General features: G+C 63.6%; 17 protein-coding genes and 1 tRNA gene. 7 read left to right on the forward strand and 11 right to left on the reverse strand.

The genetic code is table 11. The features are described 5' to 3' along the window. Both H0241_RS04535 and galE read right to left on the reverse strand, forming a co-directional pair. Positions 1–1251 carry a D-amino acid dehydrogenase gene (locus H0241_RS04535; protein WP_181056226.1) on the reverse strand — a complete coding sequence of 417 codons (1251 nt, stop codon included), beginning with the start codon at positions 1249–1251 and terminating at the stop codon, positions 1–3. A gap of 105 nt (positions 1252–1356) precedes the next feature. Continuing rightward, entirely contained in the window at positions 1357–2352 is a 996-nt protein-coding gene (galE, locus tag H0241_RS04540) for a UDP-glucose 4-epimerase GalE (RefSeq protein ID WP_181056227.1), read from the reverse strand. Positions 2353–2629: 277 nt separating this feature from the next. Between galE and hemA the strand changes: the two genes are divergently transcribed. Next, positions 2630–3907, forward strand: a complete 1278-nt coding sequence (gene hemA, locus H0241_RS04545; RefSeq protein WP_181056228.1) for a 5-aminolevulinate synthase — start codon at positions 2630–2632, stop codon at positions 3905–3907. Positions 3908–4062: 155 nt separating this feature from the next. On the opposite strand, the gene H0241_RS04550 is transcribed toward hemA, so the two are convergent. Both H0241_RS04550 and mscL read right to left on the reverse strand, forming a co-directional pair. Next, positions 4063–5229: a pyridoxal phosphate-dependent aminotransferase gene (locus H0241_RS04550; RefSeq protein ID WP_181056229.1), complete on the reverse strand. Its 1167-nt coding sequence runs from the start codon at positions 5227–5229 to the stop codon at positions 4063–4065. A 104-nt stretch (positions 5230–5333) separates the two neighbouring features. Beyond that, entirely contained in the window at positions 5334–5756 is a 423-nt protein-coding gene (gene mscL, locus H0241_RS04555; protein WP_181056230.1) for a large conductance mechanosensitive channel protein MscL, read from the reverse strand. Between the two features lie 253 nt (positions 5757–6009). On the opposite strand from mscL, the gene H0241_RS04560 reads away from it, so the two are divergent. Further along, positions 6010–9492 (forward strand): hybrid sensor histidine kinase/response regulator, encoded by a 3483-nt coding sequence (locus tag H0241_RS04560; RefSeq protein ID WP_181056231.1) that lies wholly within the window; start codon positions 6010–6012, stop codon positions 9490–9492. A 15-nt stretch (positions 9493–9507) separates the two neighbouring features. Here H0241_RS04560 and H0241_RS04565 read toward each other — a convergent pair whose 3' ends face one another. Further along, positions 9508–10140 (reverse strand): TetR family transcriptional regulator, encoded by a 633-nt coding sequence (locus tag H0241_RS04565; protein ID WP_181056232.1) that lies wholly within the window; start codon positions 10138–10140, stop codon positions 9508–9510. 95 nt (positions 10141–10235) lie between these two features. On the opposite strand from H0241_RS04565, the gene H0241_RS04570 reads away from it, so the two are divergent. Continuing rightward, on the forward strand, positions 10236–10886 hold the full coding sequence (locus H0241_RS04570; protein ID WP_181056233.1) for an O-methyltransferase: 651 nt from the start codon (positions 10236–10238) through the stop codon (positions 10884–10886). A gap of 53 nt (positions 10887–10939) precedes the next feature. Here the strand turns inward: H0241_RS04570 and H0241_RS04575 are convergent, their stop codons facing one another. Together H0241_RS04575 and H0241_RS04580 are read right to left on the reverse strand one after the other, a co-directional pair. Continuing rightward, entirely contained in the window at positions 10940–11599 is a 660-nt protein-coding gene (locus tag H0241_RS04575; protein WP_181056234.1) for a response regulator transcription factor, read from the reverse strand. Positions 11600–11700: 101 nt separating this feature from the next. After that, positions 11701–12135 (reverse strand): hypothetical protein, encoded by a 435-nt coding sequence (locus tag H0241_RS04580; RefSeq protein ID WP_142868313.1) that lies wholly within the window; start codon positions 12133–12135, stop codon positions 11701–11703. A gap of 106 nt (positions 12136–12241) precedes the next feature. Here H0241_RS04580 and H0241_RS04585 point away from each other — a divergent pair, with 106 nt between their 5' ends. Next, a complete protein-coding gene (locus H0241_RS04585; RefSeq protein ID WP_181056235.1) occupies positions 12242–12592 on the forward strand; it encodes a DUF952 domain-containing protein in 351 nt (116 codons plus the stop codon). After that, a complete protein-coding gene (locus H0241_RS04590; protein ID WP_181056236.1) occupies positions 12589–13689 on the forward strand; it encodes a quinone-dependent dihydroorotate dehydrogenase in 1101 nt (366 codons plus the stop codon). Before H0241_RS04585 ends, H0241_RS04590 begins: the two co-directional genes overlap by 4 nt. Positions 13690–14145: 456 nt before the next feature. On the opposite strand, the gene H0241_RS04595 is transcribed toward H0241_RS04590, so the two are convergent. Continuing rightward, positions 14146–15480: an MATE family efflux transporter gene (locus H0241_RS04595; protein ID WP_235984124.1), complete on the reverse strand. Its 1335-nt coding sequence runs from the start codon at positions 15478–15480 to the stop codon at positions 14146–14148. A gap of 130 nt (positions 15481–15610) precedes the next feature. Here H0241_RS04595 and H0241_RS04600 point away from each other — a divergent pair, with 130 nt between their 5' ends. After that, on the forward strand, positions 15611–16513 hold the full coding sequence (locus tag H0241_RS04600) for a histone deacetylase family protein (RefSeq protein ID WP_181056238.1): 903 nt from the start codon (positions 15611–15613) through the stop codon (positions 16511–16513). 10 nt (positions 16514–16523) lie between these two features. Here H0241_RS04600 and H0241_RS04605 read toward each other — a convergent pair whose 3' ends face one another. Next, positions 16524–16787, reverse strand: coding sequence for a DUF6460 domain-containing protein (locus H0241_RS04605; protein WP_181056239.1), 264 nt, complete (start codon positions 16785–16787; stop codon positions 16524–16526). Between the two features lie 354 nt (positions 16788–17141). Here H0241_RS04605 and H0241_RS04610 point away from each other — a divergent pair. Next, a tRNA-Gly gene (locus H0241_RS04610) sits at positions 17142–17215 on the forward strand. A 71-nt stretch (positions 17216–17286) separates the two neighbouring features. Here H0241_RS04610 and H0241_RS04615 read toward each other — a convergent pair. After that, the gene (locus H0241_RS04615; RefSeq protein WP_181056240.1) at positions 17287–17739 is read right to left on the reverse strand and encodes a hypothetical protein; all 453 of its coding nucleotides are present in this window, start codon (positions 17737–17739) and stop codon (positions 17287–17289) included. A gap of 404 nt (positions 17740–18143) precedes the next feature. Continuing rightward, positions 18144–19151: a LysR family transcriptional regulator gene (locus H0241_RS04620; RefSeq protein ID WP_181056835.1), complete on the reverse strand. Its 1008-nt coding sequence runs from the start codon at positions 19149–19151 to the stop codon at positions 18144–18146. Positions 19152–19396 lie beyond the last annotated feature (245 nt).

The following is a 19396-nucleotide window of genomic DNA, read 5'->3' on the forward strand; positions in this document are numbered from 1 at the left end:
CTAGCCTCCGTAGACCAGACCTTGCGGGTCGATCTCGGGCTTGCGGCCGGCGACGAGGTCGGCCAGGAGTTTGCCGGAGCCGCAGGCCATGGTCCAGCCGACATGGCCGTGGCCGGTATCGAGATAGAGGTTTTTGTAGCGCGCCTGTCCGATCACCGGCACGGAGTTCGGCATCATCGGCCGCAGGCCCGCCCAGAGTTCGGCCTTCTTCTCGTCGAAGGCGCCGGGAAACAGATCCTTGCCGGTTCGGAACATGGCGGCGAAATCGCTCGGCTTGTGGCTACGGTCAAAGCCGGTGAATTCGGCGGTTGAGGCGAGTCGCAAGCGGTTGCCCAGCCTGGAATAGGCGATCAGTTGGTCCTCGTCGGCCCCACCCATGGTCGGACCCTTGCTCTCGTCGTCCAGCGGTATGGTCGCCGTGTAGCCCTTCACCGGATACACCGGCAAGTCGATGCCGTAACGGCGGCCGAGCAGGCCACTTTCCGGCCCCATCGAGATGACCACCGCATCACCAGTGACCGGGCCAGCCGAGGTGATCACCGCGCGCACCCGGTCGCCTTCGATGTCGAGGCCTTCGACCGTCGTGCCATAGAGAAATTTCACGCCGAGCTTCTCGGCGGCATAGGCGGCGAGCTTTTCCACGAACTGCCGGGAATCGCCGGTCTGGTCGATCGGCGAATAGACACCGCCGGCGATCTTTTCCTTCACCCCGGCAAGACCCGGCTCCAGCTCGATCAGCCGGTCGCGGCCGACGATCTCGATCGGCAGGCCATGCTCGGCGAGATAGCGGTAATTGTCGGTGCCGGTGTCGAGACTGCGCTGCGAGCGGAAGAAGTAGAGGATACCCTTCTTGCGCTCGTCATAGTGAATACCGGTGTCGGCCGAGATGGCGTTGATGCAGTCGCGCGAATAGAGCGCGAGGCGCAATTTGACCCGGCTGTTGGCGTGTAGCCGCGCCACTGTGCACTGGCGCAGGAAGCGCAGGCTCCAGGCGAGGAAATAGGGATCGAAGCGCAGCCTGACTTTAATGCCGAGATCATGGTTCCAGAGGGCGCGCAGAAAAGTCTTCAGCGCCGCCGGCGAGGCCCAGGCGGTGGCATCGCCCGGCGATACCAGGCCGGCATTGGACTGGCTGGTGCCGCGTGCCGGCGCCGGATGGCGCTCGATGACTGTGACCTCGTGGCCATCGGCGGCCAGATAATAGGCGGCCGCTGTACCGACAACGCCGGCTCCGAGCACCGTTATCTTCATGCCATCCCCCAAAAGCTCCTCGCGGCGCCGCGCCTCCACGCTGCATCGCGAATGCCTTCAATAGCGCTTCGCCGCGCGCCTTGCGAGCCCTTGGGGACGCTAGGCTCAGCCCCGGGCAGAGTTCTTGCTGGTCAGGATGCGCTCCCAGGCGAGTGCGTCGGCGACGATCTGGTCGAGATCGTCGCGCTGCGGGGTCCAGCCGAGTTCGGCGCGCGCAAGGTCGGAATTGGCGACGATGGCGGCGGCGTCGCCGGGGCGCCGGTCACCCATCTTGACCTCGAAATCACGGCCGAAGGCGCGTCGCACGCTGTCGATGACCTCGAGCACCGAATAGCCGTGGCTGTAGCCACAATTGGCGACGAGGCTGTTGCCGCCGGCGCGCAGCCGTTGCAGCGCCAGGCGATGCGCCGCGACCAGGTCGCTGACATGAATGTAATCGCGCATGCAGGTACCGTCCGGCGTCGGATAGTCGGTGCCGAACACCTGCATGAACGCGCGCTTACCGAGCGCGGTCTCACAGGCGACCTTGATCAGATGCGTGGCGCCCGGCGTCGACTGGCCGGTGCGACCCCTTGGGTCGGCGCCGGCGACATTGAAATAGCGCAGCGCCGTATAGCGCAAGGGATGGGCAAGCGCTGCGTCGCGCAGCATCCATTCGCTCATCAGCTTGGACAGGCCGTAGGGCGATTCCGGCGCCAGGCGGGCGTCTTCGCGCACCGGCTCCAGTCCGGCGCCGCCATAGACGGCGGCGGTCGAGGAAAAGATGAAATGCGGTACGCCCTCGCGCACCGCGGTTTCGATCAGCGTGCGGGTCTTCGAGGTGTTGTTCTCGTAATAGGCGAGCGGATCGGTAACCGATTCCGGGACCACGATCGAGCCGGCGAAATGGATGATCGCATCAACCTTGTTGTCCCGGATGATCGAGCCAACCAGTTCCTTGTCGGCAACATCGCCGACGACCAACTTGGCCTCCGGCGCCACCGCCCATTCGAAGCCGGTGGAAAGCCGGTCGAGAACGACGACGCTCTCACCGGCATCCAGCAGTTCCCAGACCATGTGGCTGCCGATATAGCCGGCGCCGCCTGTTACCAAAACCGTCATTCCGTATCCTCGCTATTCAAGATTTATCGGAAACTGTCTCAAATGCCGCCTTACTGGAAAGACCGCCGCAGGGCTATACAAGACCGGTATGTTAAGTCCGTAACAGTCTCAGCGGCCCAAGGCATCGTAGTGAAACAAAGTTGATGCACATCAAGGGAATAGGGCACGATCCCGGATCGTTAGGAACAGTGGCGGGGCGTGGCATTTTGACCAAACAGCCCCGGTGGACGACGAATGGGCCAATGATTATGATCCCGCGCAAAACTGGGAAGGCGACATGAACTATCAGCGGTTCTTCGAGGAAGCGATCGATCAGCTCCATGCCGAGCGGCGCTACCGCGTCTTCGCCGATCTCGAGCGCATTGTCGGCAAGTTTCCACGCGCCATCTGGCGTTCCAACGGCCGCGCCGAGGAAATAACCGTCTGGTGTTCCAACGACTATCTCGGCATGGGCCAGAACCCCGATGTCATCGCCGCGTTCCAGAATGCGGCCGGCAAGATGGGCTCGGGCGCCGGCGGCACCCGCAACATTTCAGGTACCAGCAACCCGCTGGTCGAGCTCGAAGTGGAACTGGCCGACCTGCACGACAAGGAAGCGGCCCTGGTCTTCACCTCCGGCTTCGTCTCCAACGAAGCCTCGATCTCGACCATTGCACGGCTTTTGCCCAACTGCCTGATCATCTCGGACGAGCTGAACCACGCCTCGATGATCGAGGGCGTGCGGCGCTCGGGCGCCGAAAAGAAGATTTTCCGCCACAATGACGTCGCGCATCTCGAAAGCCTGCTGCAGGCGGCGGGCCGCGAACGCGCCAAGCTGATCGTGTTCGAGAGCGTCTATTCGATGGATGGCGACATTGCGCCGATCAAGCAGATCGTCGAACTGGCCGAACGCTACAATGCCATGACCTATGTCGACGAGGTCCATGCCGTCGGCATGTACGGGTCGCGCGGCGGCGGCATCACCGAGCGCGAGGGGCTGGCCGACCGCATCGACATCATCGAGGGCACGCTGGCCAAGGCATTCGGCACGCTCGGCGGCTATATCGCCGGCAACAGCGCCGTCATCGACGCCGTGCGCTCCTATGCGCCGGGCTTCATCTTCACCACGGCGCTGCCGCCAGCAATCGCCGCTGCCGCCACCACCTCCATCCGCCATCTCAAGCGCTCGCAGGCCGAACGCGATGCGCAGCAGCGCCAGGCGTCGCGGACCAAGGAGGTTCTCAGCGCAGCCGGCCTGCCGGTGATGGAGTCGCCGACGCACATCGTACCGGTGCTGGTCGGTGACCCCGAACTTTGCAAGATGGCCAGCGACCGCCTGCTCGGCGTGCACGGCATCTACATCCAGCCTATCAACTACCCGACCGTGCCGCGCGGCACCGAGCGGCTGCGCATTACGCCGACGCCGTTCCATACCGATGAACTGATTGCGGGACTGCAGGACGCGCTGGTCGAGACATGGGATGCACTCGGCATCCCCTACGGCTCCGCCGGACGGCCCGCCGTCGCAAAGAGCGACCGAATCGTTCCCCTGCTGGTGCCGAAGTCGGGCGGCTGAAGCCCGTTTGAAACCCTACTCCGGCGGCCATCTGGTTCGGTTTTCTGCGCTTCCGGTGCTCACGGACCCAAATGTCTGCTGCGCTCCGGTTCTCGAAACCCACACCAGCTGACTCACCGGAGCGAGTTTCAATTCGGGCTTCTTCGGCGGTTTGGCTAAACCGTCTTCATCCACTTCGCCAGCCGATGCGCGGCTTCCTCGAGCTGATCGAGGCGGCGGTGGAAACATAGCCGCAAAAACGCTTCGCCGCCGGGGCCGAAGGCGGTGCCGGGGGCCAGACCGACATTGGCCTTGTCGACGATGTCGAAGGCGGCCCGGCGCGGATCGGTGAGGCCGTCGACCGTGAAGAACAGGTAGAACGCGCCTTGCGGCACGGTGAAGCGCGCTTTGCCGGTGGCGCCGAGGATATTGCAGACCATGTTGCGCGCCTTCCTGGCCCGCTCCACCTGTTCGACGATGAAGCCATCGCCGTGGTCGAGGGCGGCGACGGCGCCGCGCTGCATGAACTGGGCGACACCCGAGGTCGAATACTGGATCAGGTTTTCGAACACCTGCTGCAGGTCGGGATGGGTCTTGATCCAGCCGATGCGCCAGCCGGTCATCGCCCAGTTCTTGGAAAAACTATTGACGAACAGGATGCGGTCTTCCGCGGTCGAAATGTCGAGGAAGGACGGTGCGCGGCCATGGCCGTAGTGGAACAGCGCATAAATCTCGTCGGCGATGATCCACAGGCCCTTTTCGCGGGCGAGATCGAGGATCGCCTGCAGCGTTTCCCGGTCGGCGGTCCAGCCGGTTGGGTTGGAGGGCGTGTTGACGAACAGCGCCTTGGTGCGCGGCGTGACCGCGGCAGCGATCTTGCCGACATCGCAGGACCAGCCATTGCCCGACTGATCTAGCGTGACCGCCACAGGAGTAGCGCCAGAAACACCGGCGGCGGCGGCGAAATTCGGCCACGCCGGCGACAGATAGACAACCTCGTCGCCGCTGCCGGCGACGGCGGCGAGCGCCAGTTGGATGGCATGCATGCCGGATCCGGTGGCGATGAATTCTTCCTCGGCGAAATTCTTGCCGAAATGCCTGAGATAGTAGCGAGAGAGCGCTTGCCGCAGCTCCGGAATGCCCTTCTGCCAGGTGTAGAAGGTCTCGCCATTGGCGAGCCCCTTTGTGGCGGCTTCCGAGATGAAGGCAGGCGTCGGCAAATCGCCTTCACCGGCCCAGAGCGGGATCATGCCCTCGCGTGTGCGGCCGTAGTTGACGACAGCGACAATGCCGCTTTCGGGTGCGGCCACGGCCTCGGGGCGCAAGCTATCGATCAGGGTCATGGACACGTCCGTCTTGATATCGAGCCAGTGCTCTTAGCAGATGCGACAACAGAAAACCCCGGCCGCGAACGACCGGGGTTTTGGTCCAAGGACCTGCCTCGGAGCTATTTCCTGGCGAGCAGATCGCGAATTTCGGTGAGCAGGGCGACGTCAGCCGGCGGCGGAGCCGCCGGGGCGGCGGGCTTCTCGCGCTCAAGCCGCTTGCGCAGATTGTTCACCGCCTTGACCATCAGGAAGATGATGAAGGCGAGGATAAGGAAGTTCAGCACCGCGGTGATGAAGCTTCCATAGGCAAGGACCGCGCCTTGCCCCTTGGCCGCATCCAGTGTGGCCGCGTTGACGGCCGACGAAAGTCCCAGGAAGTAGTTGTTGAAATCCAGTCCGCCGAAGATCGCGCCGACAATCGGCATGATGACGTCGTCGACCAGCGACTTGACGATAGTGCCAAAGGAAGCGCCGATAATGACGCCGACGGCCAAGTCCATCACGTTGCCCTTGGAAATGAATTCCTGGAACTCTTTCAGCATTCGACCCTCCTTGTCACGACAAGGCCGCGCTGCCGCCGTCCTCTGGCGCCGGCCCGCACATACCATAACAAAAACCTGCGGTTGCAACAGAAGCAAACGCTGGAAAACACCGCTTTCTCCTTACCTCAGGTCATGGCTCGACAGAGCGACACGCAGCCGCCATGCGCCGAAAGCCGCGATGGACTCGACCCCAAAGCTGTGATTGCGTCTGGGGCGCGCCGGGCGAATACCGGCCAGGGAGGACTTTCGGGCCGTGCAGGGCTGGTTCATCGTCATCATCGCCATCGCCTATGTGACGCTGCTGTTCGCCATCGCCAGCCTCGGCGACCGGCGTTCGGCGGCTTCGGGGCCTGGCCGTGCCCGGCCCTTCATCTACGCGCTCAGCCTCGCCATCTACTGCACCTCCTGGACCTTCTTCGGCTCGGTCGGGCTTTCCTCCGAACGAGGCCTCGAATTTCTCGGCATCTATACCGGCCCGGTGCTGGTGTTCGTGTTCGGTTTTCCGCTGCTCAACCGCATCGTGCGGCTGGCCAAGAGCGAGAAGATCACCTCGATCGCCGACTTCCTCGGCGCCCGCTACGGCAAGAGTTTTGCCGTCTCGGCGATCGCCACGCTGATCGCCACCATCGGCGCGGTCCCGTACATCGCGCTGCAATTGAAGGCGATTTCCGGTTCGGTCGGCCTGATGGTCGAGCACTATACCGGATCGCCGCCGTCCTTCGATCCGTTCGTCAGCGACATCTCGCTGGTCGTGGCCATGCTGCTCGCGCTGTTTGCGGTGCTGTTCGGCACCCGCCATGCCGACGCCACCGAGCACCAGGACGGGCTGGTGCTGGCGGTGGCGGTCGAAACCGTGGTCAAGCTCGCCGCCTTCCTGGCGATCGGCCTGATGGTCACCTTCCTGATCTTCGGCGGCCCGGGCGATATGATCGACAAGCTCGCGCAGAACAACCAGGTGCGGCACGCCATGGGCTACAACACCTCGCTCGCCACCTGGCTGGTGCTGACCTGTTTGAGCGGCTTTGCCATCATCATGCTGCCGCGCCAGTTCTACGTCACCATCGTCGAGAACCGCGGCGAGGCTGAGCTGCGTACAGCGACCTGGGTGTTTCCGCTCTATCTCGTGGCGATCAACCTGTTCGTGCTGCCGATTGCCTTCGCCGGCCTGTCGCTGGTCGGCACCAGGACCAGCAGCGACCTCTACGTGCTGTCGCTGCCGTTGTTCAGCGGCCATGACGTGCTCGCCATGGCGGCCTTCATCGGGGGCCTGTCGGCGGCGACCGCCATGGTGATCGTCGAAAGCGTGGCGCTGTCGATCATGATCTCGAACGATCTCGTCATCCCGCTTTTCGTGCGCCGCCTGCTCAAGACCACGACCTCGGAAAATGAGGACTGGTCGACGCTGATCCTCAATGTGCGGCGCGGCGCGATCTTCATCCTCTTGTTCATCGCCTTCCTCTACTACCGCGAAAGCACCAACGCGGTGCGGCTGTCGTCGATCGGCCTGATGTCGTTCGCGGCCATCGCCCAGTTCGCGCCGGCACTGATCGGCGGGCTGATCTGGCGCGGCGCCAATGGCAGGGGTGCAGCACTCGGCATGGTCGCCGGCATCCTCGTCTGGGGCTACACGCTGCTTTTGCCGTCGCTATCCGCGCCCGACGCTGCCATCGTGGTGCAGGGCCTGTTCGGCTTCGAGGCGCTGCGGCCGCAGGCTTTGTTCGGCACCATCGCCGAGCCGTTGAACCACGGCGTGTTGTGGAGCCTGTCGGTCAACACGCTGTTTTTTGTCCTCGGCTCACTGTCGCGCACGTCGGTGCCGCTGGAGCGCATCCAGGCCTCGATCTTCGTGCCGCGCGAGGCCAGCCCGATGCCCAGCCTGCGCCGCTTCCGCACCGCCATCACCGTCAACGTGCTGAAGGACACCATTTCGCGCTATCTCGGCGTCGAGCGCACCGAGCGTTCCTTCCAGTCCTTCGAGAAAAGCACCGGCGTCTCGCTGCACGGCAATGAGCAGGCCAGCATGGATGTCATCCGCTTTTCCGAGCAGTTGCTGGCGAGCGCAGTCGGCTCCTCGTCGGCACGGCTGATCCTGTCGCTTTTGTTTCGCCGCAACGATCGCGAATCCAAGGACGCCTTCCGCCTGCTCGACGACGCCACCGAGGCGCTGCAGCACAATCGCGATCTGCTGCAGATCGCGCTCGACCAGATGGAACAGGGCATCACCGTTTTCGACCGCGATTTCCGCCTGATCTGCTGGAACAGGCAATATCGCGCGCTGTTCGACCTGCCCGATGAGATGGGCCAGGTCGGCGTCTCCCTCGACCGTATCCTGCGTCACCTCGCCGAGCGCGGCGATATTCCGACCGACCAGCGCGTGGCGATGCTCAACCGGCTGACCAGCTTCGTCAGCCCATGGCAGATGGAATTGAAGACAAGCGGCCGTATCCTTGAGTTGCGCTCCAACCCGATGCCGGACGGCGGCATCGTCGCCACCTATGCCGACATTTCGGGACGCGTCGAACAGGATCTGGCGCTGAAGCGGGCCAATGAATCGCTGGAGCAGCGGGTCAAGACGCGCACCATCGAACTGACGCGCGTCAATGAGGAACTGGCGCAGGCGCAGATGCTGGCCGAGGAGGCCAATCTGGGCAAGACGCGCTTCCTCGCCGCCGCCGGCCACGATATCCTGCAGCCGCTCAACGCCGCCCGGCTCTACTGCTCGTCACTGATCGAAAAGGCCGGCAAGGGCCCAGCTGGCAAGGCCGCCGTCAACATCGAATCCTCGCTGGAATCGGTCGAGACCATTCTGGGCGCCGTGCTCGACATTTCGCGCCTCGACGCCGGCGCGATGAAACCCGAGGACAGCGCCTTCCGGCTGGACGGGCTGCTGCGCCAGATCGGTAACGACTTCCAGCCACTCGCCGCCGAAAAGAAACTCGAGCTGACGATCATGGCCTCGTCGCTCAGCGTGATGACGGACCGCAATCTGTTGCGCCGGCTGATCCAGAATCTGGTCTCCAACGCTATCAAATACACACGCAATGGCCGCATCCTCGTCGGCGTGCGGCGGCGCGGCGAGCTCGCCGAAATCCAGGTGATCGACACGGGCATCGGCATTGCCGGCGACAAGCTGAACACGGTCTTCAACGAGTTCGCCCGGCTCGATGAAGGCATGCGCGAGGCTGAAGGTCTCGGCCTCGGCCTCTCCATCGTCGACCGCATCGCCCGCGTCCTGCGGCTCGAAATCCGGATCTTTTCCAACCCCGGCAAAGGCACGCGCTTTTCCGTCATCCTGCCGGTTGCGGCGGTTGAAGCGCCGCGACGCGAGGTCGAGCCGAAGGCGCCTTCTCGCACCGCGAACTCGCTGGCCGGCTTGCGTGTCATGTGCATCGACAATGACGCCCGCATCCTCGACGGCATGCGGCTTTTGCTCGAAGGCTGGGGCTGCAGCGTCGGCACGTTTTCCGGCTCAGAGGATTTCGCCAGGGCCGATCGTCCCGACATCGTGCTTGCCGACTATCATCTCGACGGCAGGAGCGGCCTCGATGTGATTGCGCGGCTGCGTGAGATCCACGGCCGAGATCTGCCGGCCGTACTGGTTACCGCCGACCGCTCCACGGAGGTCCGTGCCGCCGCCGCTGCCCTCGACGTGCCGGTGATCAACAAGCCGCTGAAGCCGGCGGTGCTGCGTTCGATGATGGCCAGGGTCAGGCCGCTGGCTTCGGCGGCCGAATAGGCGCCCTGGCCCGTCTCAGCGGTGTCCAAGGCTTATAAGGTAGGCACAGAACATGTCGGCCATGGCGTCGGCATAGGCTTCGATCTCCGTGTCGGTGCGCGGGCTGCTTGAAAAATCCTTGCCCACCGAACTTAGCGCAGTCGTGATCAGATCGGCGGCGAGATCCCGGGCCGCATCCGAGGCTTCGGGCAACGCCTCGCGCATGAAAGCCTCGACCGTGCGGTCCGCCATGGCCCTTGCTTCTTGCGTCTCTGGCGCATCCCGGTAGAGGGGCGCAGCGTCGTTCAGCGCCACGCGCAGCCCAGCCTCTTCGCATTCCGAGCGGATGAAGGCGTGGACCAGGATGCGTATCCGTTCGAGCGGCGGCTTTTCGACGTCCTGAAGAATGGCGCACAAAAGGTCGGTCGTCTGCTGCCATTCGTCGCTCTGCAGCCGGAACAGCAGCGCCGCCTTGTTGGGGAAATACTGGTAGAGCGAACCGACGCTGACGCCAGCCCTTTCGGCCACGCGCGTGGTGGTGAACCGCTGCGCGCCTTCGCTCGCCAAAACCTGAACAGCAGCTTCCAAAATCGCCGAAATGAGTTCGACCGCACGCGCCTGCTTGGGCTGTTTTCGCGAGGAAATAGAAGGACTTGGACGTTCGGCCATAGCGCTGTCCGGTTATGCGAATTGGAAACCTGAAGGATTATTCGTATTTTCTGGGCAACACAAGAACACAGCCATTGTTCGATTGGAGACCTTTCATGACCACTCTCACCCCGCTGGCACCGCTGCTTGCCCGCCTGTTCAAGGAGGCCGAAGCAGCGAGGAGCCCGGCAGCGGCCGGGCTCTCTCAGGACGAGCGGGCACGTCTGCTCAGCAGCAAGACCGAGTATGTCGACTTCTACGGGCGGCTGAAGGACCTCTGGCTCGCGGTTTCGCCGGAAACCGGCACGCTGCTCTACATGCTGGCGCGCAGCAGCGGCGCCCGTGTCATAATCGAATTCGGCACCTCGTTCGGCATCTCGACGCTCTATCTGGCCGCAGCGCTCCGGGACAATGGCGGCGGCCATCTGATCACCACCGAGTTCGAACCGTCCAAGGTGATGCGGGCCAAGGCCAATCTGACAGAGGGCGGCCTCATCGATCTGGTGGAAGTCCGCGAGGGCGATGCATTGCAGACACTGAGCGCCGATCTCCCCGAAACGATCGATCTCCTGCTGCTCGACGGCGCCAAGGCAATCTACCCGGAGATATTGAGCCTGGTCGAAAGCCGGCTCAGGCCCGGCGCGCTGGTGATCGCCGACAACGCCGATTTCAGCCCAGAGTATCTGGAGCGCGTGCGCTCGCCGGTGTCGGGCTACATGTCGACGCCTTTCGGCGACGACGTCGAACTGTCGGTGAAGCTGAGCTAAGGCCGCCGGCGGATTGGTTGGCGGCAACCGAACAGAGCTGAGTGCCTCCGGCCTCAGCTCACCGGCTGCAGCGGATCGCTGCCTATCTTGGACAACTGAATCACCGCCTGGGTGCGGCTGTCGACGCCGAGCTTTTGCAGGATGGCCGAGACATGCGCCTTGATCGTCGCTTCGGAGACGCTGAGCTCGTAAGCGATCTGCTTGTTGAGCAGGCCTTCGGCGAGCATGCCGAGCACGCGGGTCTGTTGCGGCGTCAGCGCCTGCAGCCGTTTGATCAGGTCAGATATTTCAGGGTCGCGCTCGACGCCGAGATCGATGCCGACGGGCGCGGCGATGTCGCCGGCCAGCACCGTCTGCACGGCGCGGCGGATCTCCTCCATGCTGGCCGATTTGGAGATGAAGCCGGACGCGCCGAGATCGAGCGCACGCCTTATCGTCACCGGGTCGTCGTGAGCCGACACCACCACCAGCGGCACCGCCGGGTGGATGCCGCGCAGCGAGATCAGGCCGGACAGGCCGCTGGCGCCCGGCATCGACAGGTCGAGCAGCACCAGGTCGACATCCTCATTGGCCACGACCAGCGCCTTGGCGCTCTCGAAATCGCCGGCCTCATAGATGGCGGCGACATCGCCGACGCCGGCAAGCGCCTCTTTCAGCGCACCGCGAAAAAGCGGATGATCGTCGGCGATGACGAAGGTGTAGCCCGACGGCAAATGTTCCTCCCCAAATCCCGTTGTTGATTAGCGGCTTTTATGGGACCGGACGATTATGCGGCGAAGCGTTCTGTTTTCAAGCGGCAATGGCCGGATGCGGCTCAGGTCTTTTGCGAATTGAGCTTGGCGCCGTCGCCATTATCCTTGTCCATCTCCTTGACGATGCCCATGAAGCCACGCATGAAGCGCTCCATGTAGTTCATTGTCTTGTCGAAATCCTCCTCGCTCGGCAATTTCGATTCGAGGCGGGCGGACAGCGAATTCTCCAGCTTGGTGACGCGTTCGTCCATGGCCTTCATCGAGGCCTGCAAACGGTCGACTTCATCCTGGAAGGCGGCGCGTTCGTCGGCCGCCATCTTGCAGACGAGCTGGCCTGAGCGCTCCTCGCAGATCGACATGGCGCCGGTCTGGGTGTCCATGCGGACATAGCCGTTGGCCGATTTTTCAAGCCGGTAACGGTCGGTCTCCTCGGACCAGGCCGATGCCGCGACCAGCGAGACCAGTGCGGCGGGGATCAGTATGTGCTGCAGACGCATGTTCCATCCTCCACGAGCCAGTGTGCGAGAGCCTATCACAGCTTTGCGCCGTAAATGCGGAAGAGTTGCCCTTCCCCGCATGATCGGTTCGGACTATAGCGCAGCCATGTCTCAGATTATCTACAAGATCGCGCCCCAAGCACTTTGGCGCGAGGCCGAGAAAAACGGCCGCTTCACCGGCGCTCCGATCGATATCGCCGATGGCTTTGTCCATTTCTCCACCGCAAGCCAGGCGCGCGAGACGGCGGCCAAGCATTTCGCCGGCCAGACGGATCTGGTTCTGGTCGCTATCGACGGAGCCCGGCTGGGCGAAGCGCTGAAATACGAGGTCTCGCGCGGCGGCGCGTTGTTCCCGCATCTCTATGGCGTGCTCGACATGAACGCCGTGCTGTGGGTGCGGCCTTTGCCGGTCGGCGCCGACGGCGTGCATCAATTCCCGGCGCTGGAGGCCGAATGAGCATGCTCGACCGCATTGGCCAGAAGCTGCTGTTCAGCTTCGATCCGGAAACGGCGCATGGCATGTCGATCGCCGCACTGCGATGCGGCCTGCCGGTTGGCGCGCGGCCGGTGCGCGACGACAGGCTGAACGTCAGCCTCCGCGGACTCGATTTTCCGAACCCGCTCGGCATGGCCGCCGGCTATGACAAGAATGCCGAGGTTCCAGATGCGCTGCTTGGCCTCGGCTTCGGCTTTGCCGAGGTGGGCACGGTGACGCCGCTGCCACAGGCCGGCAACCCGAAGCCGCGCATTTTCCGGCTGACCCAGGATGATGCGGTGATCAACCGGCTGGGCTTCAACAATGAGGGGCACGAAGCGGCGGAAAAACGCCTTGCCGCGCGCAAGGGGCGCGGCGGCATCGTCGGCGTCAACATCGGCGCCAACAAGGACAGCGCCGACCGTGTCAGTGACTATGAATTGGGCGTTTCCCGCTTTGCGAAATACGCCAGCTATCTCACGGTCAACATCTCGTCGCCCAACACGCCGGGCCTGCGCACCATGCAGGCGCGCGAACAGCTCGGCGAGCTTTTGGTACGCGTCATGGCTGCGCGTGCGGCAGCTTCGGCAAAACCGCCGATCTTCCTCAAGATCGCGCCGGACCTGGTCGAGGCCGAACTGGAGGACATCGCCGCCGAGGTAACCGAAAAGCAGATCGACGGCGTCATCGTCTCCAACACGACGCTGGCGCGAACCGGATTACGAAGCGCGGCTGTCGCCGGCGAGACCGGCGGACTCTCCGGCAAACCGCTGTTCGAACGCTCGACCATCGTGCTGGCCAAGATGCGCAAGCTGCTCGGGCCGGAGCGCGCCATTATCGGTGTCGGCGGCGTCGATTCGGCTGAGGCCGCGCTGGAGAAAATCCGCGCCGGCGCCGATCTGGTCCAGCTCTACACCGGCATGATCTATGCCGGCCCCGCGCTGCCGGGGCGCATCCTTGCCGGAATGGTGAATTTTGCCGACAAGGAAGCGCTAAAGTCCATCCGCGACTTGCGCGACAGCCGTCTCGATGAATGGGCTTCGAAACCGCTTCAATCAACGGCTGCGCCGAGAAGTTGATCTGAGCGGTGAAGATAGCCGGTGTTCTGCCGCAGCATCTCACGCCACAGTTAGAACAAACTGGGCTTGTCGGCTGCTTCGGACCAAAAGGGAGGCTGCGATGCGATGGACCGCGACTTTCGTCCTTGCGACCTTGATAGTCCCCTTTGAGAACGGCCAATTGGAACCGTACGTGCAGCAGCTTTGCCAACAGGCCAAGGTGCAAGCCTTGCCGGTGAACGTTCCTTCGTCAGTCGCGTTGCAGTCTGCCGCTGTCTGTCTATTCGCTTACTCGGACATGGTCTATGCGGGTCAGCCAGCCAAAAGCTGTGGCGCGGTGGTAGCTGCACTGAGACCTGACGACTCAAAGGCAGCTATGGACGTTTGCGAGGCAGCGGGAAAGATGACTCGAGATTGGGCTCGTGGCCGTTTCTGATCTCGCCTTGTGGTCTCGGAGCAGACAGCCGCCGGATCGCTCTAAAATGCCGTGCGCATTCTCAGCCGCAAGATCGCCAGCAGGCTGAAGCCGCGCACCAGCAGGAAGACGTGCAGCGCCGCCCACAGGCCGTGATTGCCCAGGGGCGCCAAGCTGAACAATGCGGCGCTGAAGGCCAGGAACGACACGAGCATCATGTTGCGCATGTCGCGCGACCAGGTTGCGCCGATGAAGACGCCGTCCATCTGGAAGGCGAGCACGCCGCTGAGCGGCGTCAGCGCCGCCCATGGCAGATAGACATCCGCGACGTCGCGAACGTCCTGTGATGTGGTGATCAGGGCGACCAGGCTGGCGCCGCCAAGCCAGAAGATCAGCGTCGCGGTTCCCGCCAGGCCGAAACCCCAGAACAGGGTCAGGCGCACCGCCCGGCGAAACGAGGTTTCGGCGCGCGCGCCGATGGCGCGTCCCGCCAACTGTTCGGCGGCGGTGGCGAAACCGTCGAGGAAATAGCCGGCAATGAGGAAGAAGTTCATCAACACGGCATTGGCGGCCAGCGTCAGCGTGCCGAACTGCGCGCCCTGGCGGGTGAACAGCGCAAAGGCGGCGAGCAGCGAGAACGAACGGATCATGATATCGCGATTGAGCGACAGCATGCGCAGGAAGGCGGCCATATCGAGCAGACGATGCCGCGGCAGGCGTGGTGCGCCCCGAAACCGCCAGACAATGATGGCGAGCCCCAGCAGCATGGCCAGCAATTCGCCGGTGACGGTCGCCCAGGCGACGCCGGCGACGCCCCAGCCAAGCTTCAGGCCAAGCAGGATGCAGAGCACGATGTTGATGCCGTTGAGCACCCCCTGCAGCATCAGCCCAAGCCCACCTTCGCCGCGCCCGAGCACATAGCCCAGGATGGCGTAGTTGATCAGCGCGAAGGGGGCGGCGAGCATCCTGATGCGGATGTAGATGCCCATCGCCTCGCTGACGCGCGGCTCGGCGCCGATGAATTTCTGGCCCGCGATGGCGATCAGCGGCGCAAGGCCGACAAGCGCGATGCCGGCGGCGACCGCGATCAGCACGGCGCGCCAGAACACCGCCTGCTCCTCCAGTTCGTCGCCGGCTCCGAAAGCCTGGGCGACGAGGCCGGTGGTGCCGGAGCGCAGGAAATTGAAGGTGTTGAAAACGACGTCGAAGACCAGCGCGCCGGCCGCCAGGCCGCCGAGCAGGGCCGCATCGCCAAACTGCCCGACCACTGCCGTGTCGACGATGCCGAGCAGCGGCGTCGTCAGATAGGCCAGCGTCATCGGCACGGCGATGGCAAGCACCGACCGGTTGGTGACGGCGAAGGGTCTCGCGTCGGCTGGAGTTGCGCCCGTGTCCAGGGGATAGCTGCCTTGCTGATTGCGGCTTGATCGAACAGCCGATGTGCCCCATTTTCCGGCCACCGCGCAATCACCTTTGCCGTGACGGCCAACCGAAATCCCGGTCTGGCGAGCTCGCCGGATCCAGCCCATGCCCCTGCAGATCGTCCACCATCCCGAGTACGATGCCGGCTTCGCGGTCAATCATCGCTTTCCGATGAGCAAATATCCGTTGCTGATGCAGGCCTTACACGTGCGGGGTCTGATCCAGGCCGAGGCGCTGTCGATGCCCGAGCCGGCGCTGGCCTCCTGGCTGAAGCTCGCCCATGCGGCTGACTATGTCGACCAGGTCATCACGTGTTCGGTGCCTGAAAAAATCGAGCGCGAGATCGGCTTTCCCGTAAGCCCACGCGTTTCGCTCAGGGCGCAGCTCGCCGCCGGCGGCACGGTGCTGGCGGCGCGACTGGCGCTGGAGCATGGCATTGCCTGCAACACCGCCGGCGGCAGCCACCATGCAAGGCGCGCGCAGGGCGCGGGCTTCTGCACCTTCAACGATGTCGCCGTCGCTTCGCTGGTGCTGCTCGCCGAAGGTGCTGCCCAAAACATCCTGGTTGTCGACCTCGACGTGCATCAGGGTGACGGCACCGCGAACATCCTGAAAGACGAACCGCGCGCCCTCACCTTCTCCATGCATGGCGAGCGCAATTATCCCGTGCGCAAGATCGCCTCCGATCTCGACGTCGCGCTGCCGGACGGCACCGGCGATGTCGCCTATCTCGAACGGCTGGGCGTCCTCCTGCCGAAGCTCTCGGCCAAGGCGCGCTGGGACATCGTCTTCTACAATGCCGGCGTCGACATCCATGCCGAGGACCGGCTTGGCCGGCTATCGCTCAGCGATGACGGCTTGCGCTCCCGCGACGCGATGGTGATCGGCCATTTCCGTGCACTGGGCATTCCGCTCTGCGGCGTCATCGGCGGCGGCTACTCGACCGATGTGGCGGCACTGGCGGCGCGCCACGCCATCCTGTTCGAGGTAGCGGCGACCTTCGCCTGAGGAACGAAAGTTACTTCCGGTAGTTGGCAATCCTCAAGAAGATGAAGACCGGGACGACAATCGCGGCCCCGAGCAGGATATAGCCGAGGAAGCGGTCGATGGCGTGGAAGCCGAGATTCCACAGATCGATGAAGAACTTCTGGACGCCGTAGAAGACGTCCATCGGCGTCCAGCCGAACGCGTTCATCACAAGGCCGACGAGGAAAGACACGACCAGCAGCTTGACGATCACCCTGACGGGCGAGTCGCCGAGAAAGCGCGTCAATGCGGACAAAGGCCTGCCTCCAGATTCGTGTCCCCAGATTCGGGGTACAGGCCCACGAATACGCACTTGGCCGCTCGGCATCAAGCCGGGACAGCCAAGCGATAGCGGAGCAGCGGTCTACTCTGCTCCGCGCGATCGACCACGGCGGCGGCGCAGTCGCGCGGCGCCGGCCTGAACCTTGCCCGGCAGATTGCCGGCCTGCATGACGGGACGATCCGGATTCTGAACGGTTCATGGCGCGGGTGCGCATGGAACTGCCCGTACGGCAGTGTTCCTGCCGGTGGGGTTTCCAACAGCCGTTTCCGAACAGCTGTCCAAGGGCGATTGCCCGATGCGGGCGCATCATGATATCGAGAGGCCGACGCGGGTATGATGTAATGGTAGCTTGTCAGCTTCCCAAGCTGAACGCGAGGGTTCGATTCCCTCTACCCGCTCCAGCAAAAATCAATGATTTAGACCGAGTTTGCTGGCAACCGCCCTGCCGCAGACCTGCGCATTGCGACCCTGTTCACGCCTGCACCTCGACGCATATGGGAAGGTGCATTGCCACCTCGTCGGCTTCCATCCGCATCAAGGTGTGCGACAGGCCGCCGTGCTCCTCGATCCATTGCCGCACCCAATCGGGGTATTGCGAGAGCAGGTAGTTGGCAGCGACCGCGTTCTGACGGGCGCCGACGCCGTACGGCAGATGGAAGCCGAAGGATGCACGCGGGGTAACGCAAAGCTGCTCGACGGGCAGGGACAGATAGAGCGTGCAGGCGCTGTCGCACGCCCCGTCAAAGTGCACTGGCTCGTCGGCGGCGCGCAGTTTGGCGACGTGCAAAGCGAAGGTCACGATCTGGCCACCGGGATTGCCGCTCACCGTCTCCGCGTTCGCGGGCAGCATCGTCAGGACGGTGAAGAACCCAGTCGCCATGGCCACCGTCCATCCAACCCATGCAGGCGGCAGATTGGTGGGCATTGCTGTTAACCTCGCGCTCGTCACATGACATCCACGCTACCATCAAGATGGTTAACAACAGGCTGCCTTTGAATTGTAGCCAGCGCTAATATAGATCGAGAGCGGTCTCTTCAACCGACGCAATCGCGACATTTGAGCACGTGAAGAAAGCTATTTTCGGAGGCAACGGCCCAGGAATTGGTGAAGCTCGCTTCGAGAGGTACCCATCGGCCGCATAGCTGTGAGGGCCGGCGCACCAGTTGCCGGTTTCTCAGAGCCAGACGCGCAACCAGACGCGTCTGCGCCAGCAGCGGACGTGACGCCGGCCGTGGCGCCAATCGCGGTGGCAGACCCTTCTCCAGCCGTGCCTGCGATGATGGTGGTGGTGATGCCGGCGATGGGAGACCTGCTCCACTACGCCGCCCTCATCCCACTTCCCGCAGGATGAAATCGTGCAGCATCTTGGCGGCCGGCGACAGCGCGCGGTTCTTCACCGTGATCAGGCTGTAGGGGCGGACCTCGATGTCGAACTCGGTCTGGACGACGTCGATGGCGCCGGCGAGCCCGTCGGGGTTCTGGATGAACTTCGCCACCTGGATCGACACCGGGGCGATGGCATCGGACTGCGCCACCATGACCAGGGTCAGCAGTAGCGAAGAGGTGTTGAGGATGCGGTCCGGCAGGGCGATGTTGCGGTTCAGGAAATTGCTTTCCATCGCCTGGCGCAGCGGCGATCCGCCGGACTGGAAGACCCAGTCATAGGCGGCGGTGTCCTCCAGCCGCACCGCCTTCCCAGTGCCAAGAGGATGGCCATTGCTCAGCGGATGACCGCGGCGCACGATCAGGCAGGCCTTCTCGACGCCGATGACGCGCGATTCGAACAGGCGCGGATTGAGGTCGTCGGGGATGCGAGCGATGATGAAATCATGGCGCGTGGCGATCAGTTCGCGCGCCAAGACGTTCGACGTCTCGACCTGCATGGTGATCTCGATGCGCGGATAGAGGCGGCGTATCTCGCGGATCGCCGGCACCGCCAGTTCGATCGCCGGCGCCGTGACCGCGCCGAGGAACACCGAGCCCCCCTTGCCGGCCTTGAGTTCTGAAATCTCGCGGTCGGCCTCGCGCATTTCGAGCAGGATCGAACGCGCGCGCCGGGCCAGCGCCTTGCCGTAAGGGGTGAGCGTGATGCCGCGCGGCAGCCTTTCGCAGAGCTTTACCTCAAGCACCGCTTCCATCTCGGAAATCATGCGCGAGGCCGCCGGCTGCGAGATGTTCATCACCTGCGCCGCCGCACTCACCCGACCGTGATCGTCCAGCGCCGCTATCATGCGCATGTGGCGCAGGCTCAAGCCGCTGCGCAGAAGTGTTTCGCCAGCGCCCGGCAGTTCATCGTAACTGTCTGAAATTCCGCGAGGATTGCCCAACGCCGCCATGATGTCGCCCACTCCAGCTACTGCTCCGACCCACCTCTGTCATATACCGGTTTCGGTATAGCAACCACCGAAGATCGCATTTGACAGTTATGGCAAAGGGACACACCCTTCGCGCGTCCTCAAGACTTGACGGTCGATGACGAGCAAAATCGTATCGATTTAAATCAAGCGACTGAGGGCCGATTGGGAGGATACCGGAGATCGATATGACGGCGGCGGCGCTTTGGCGCATCCGCCCGACTGCG

It is taken from the genome of Mesorhizobium neociceri (assembly GCF_013520985.1).
Lineage (GTDB): Bacteria > Pseudomonadota > Alphaproteobacteria > Rhizobiales > Rhizobiaceae > Mesorhizobium > Mesorhizobium neociceri.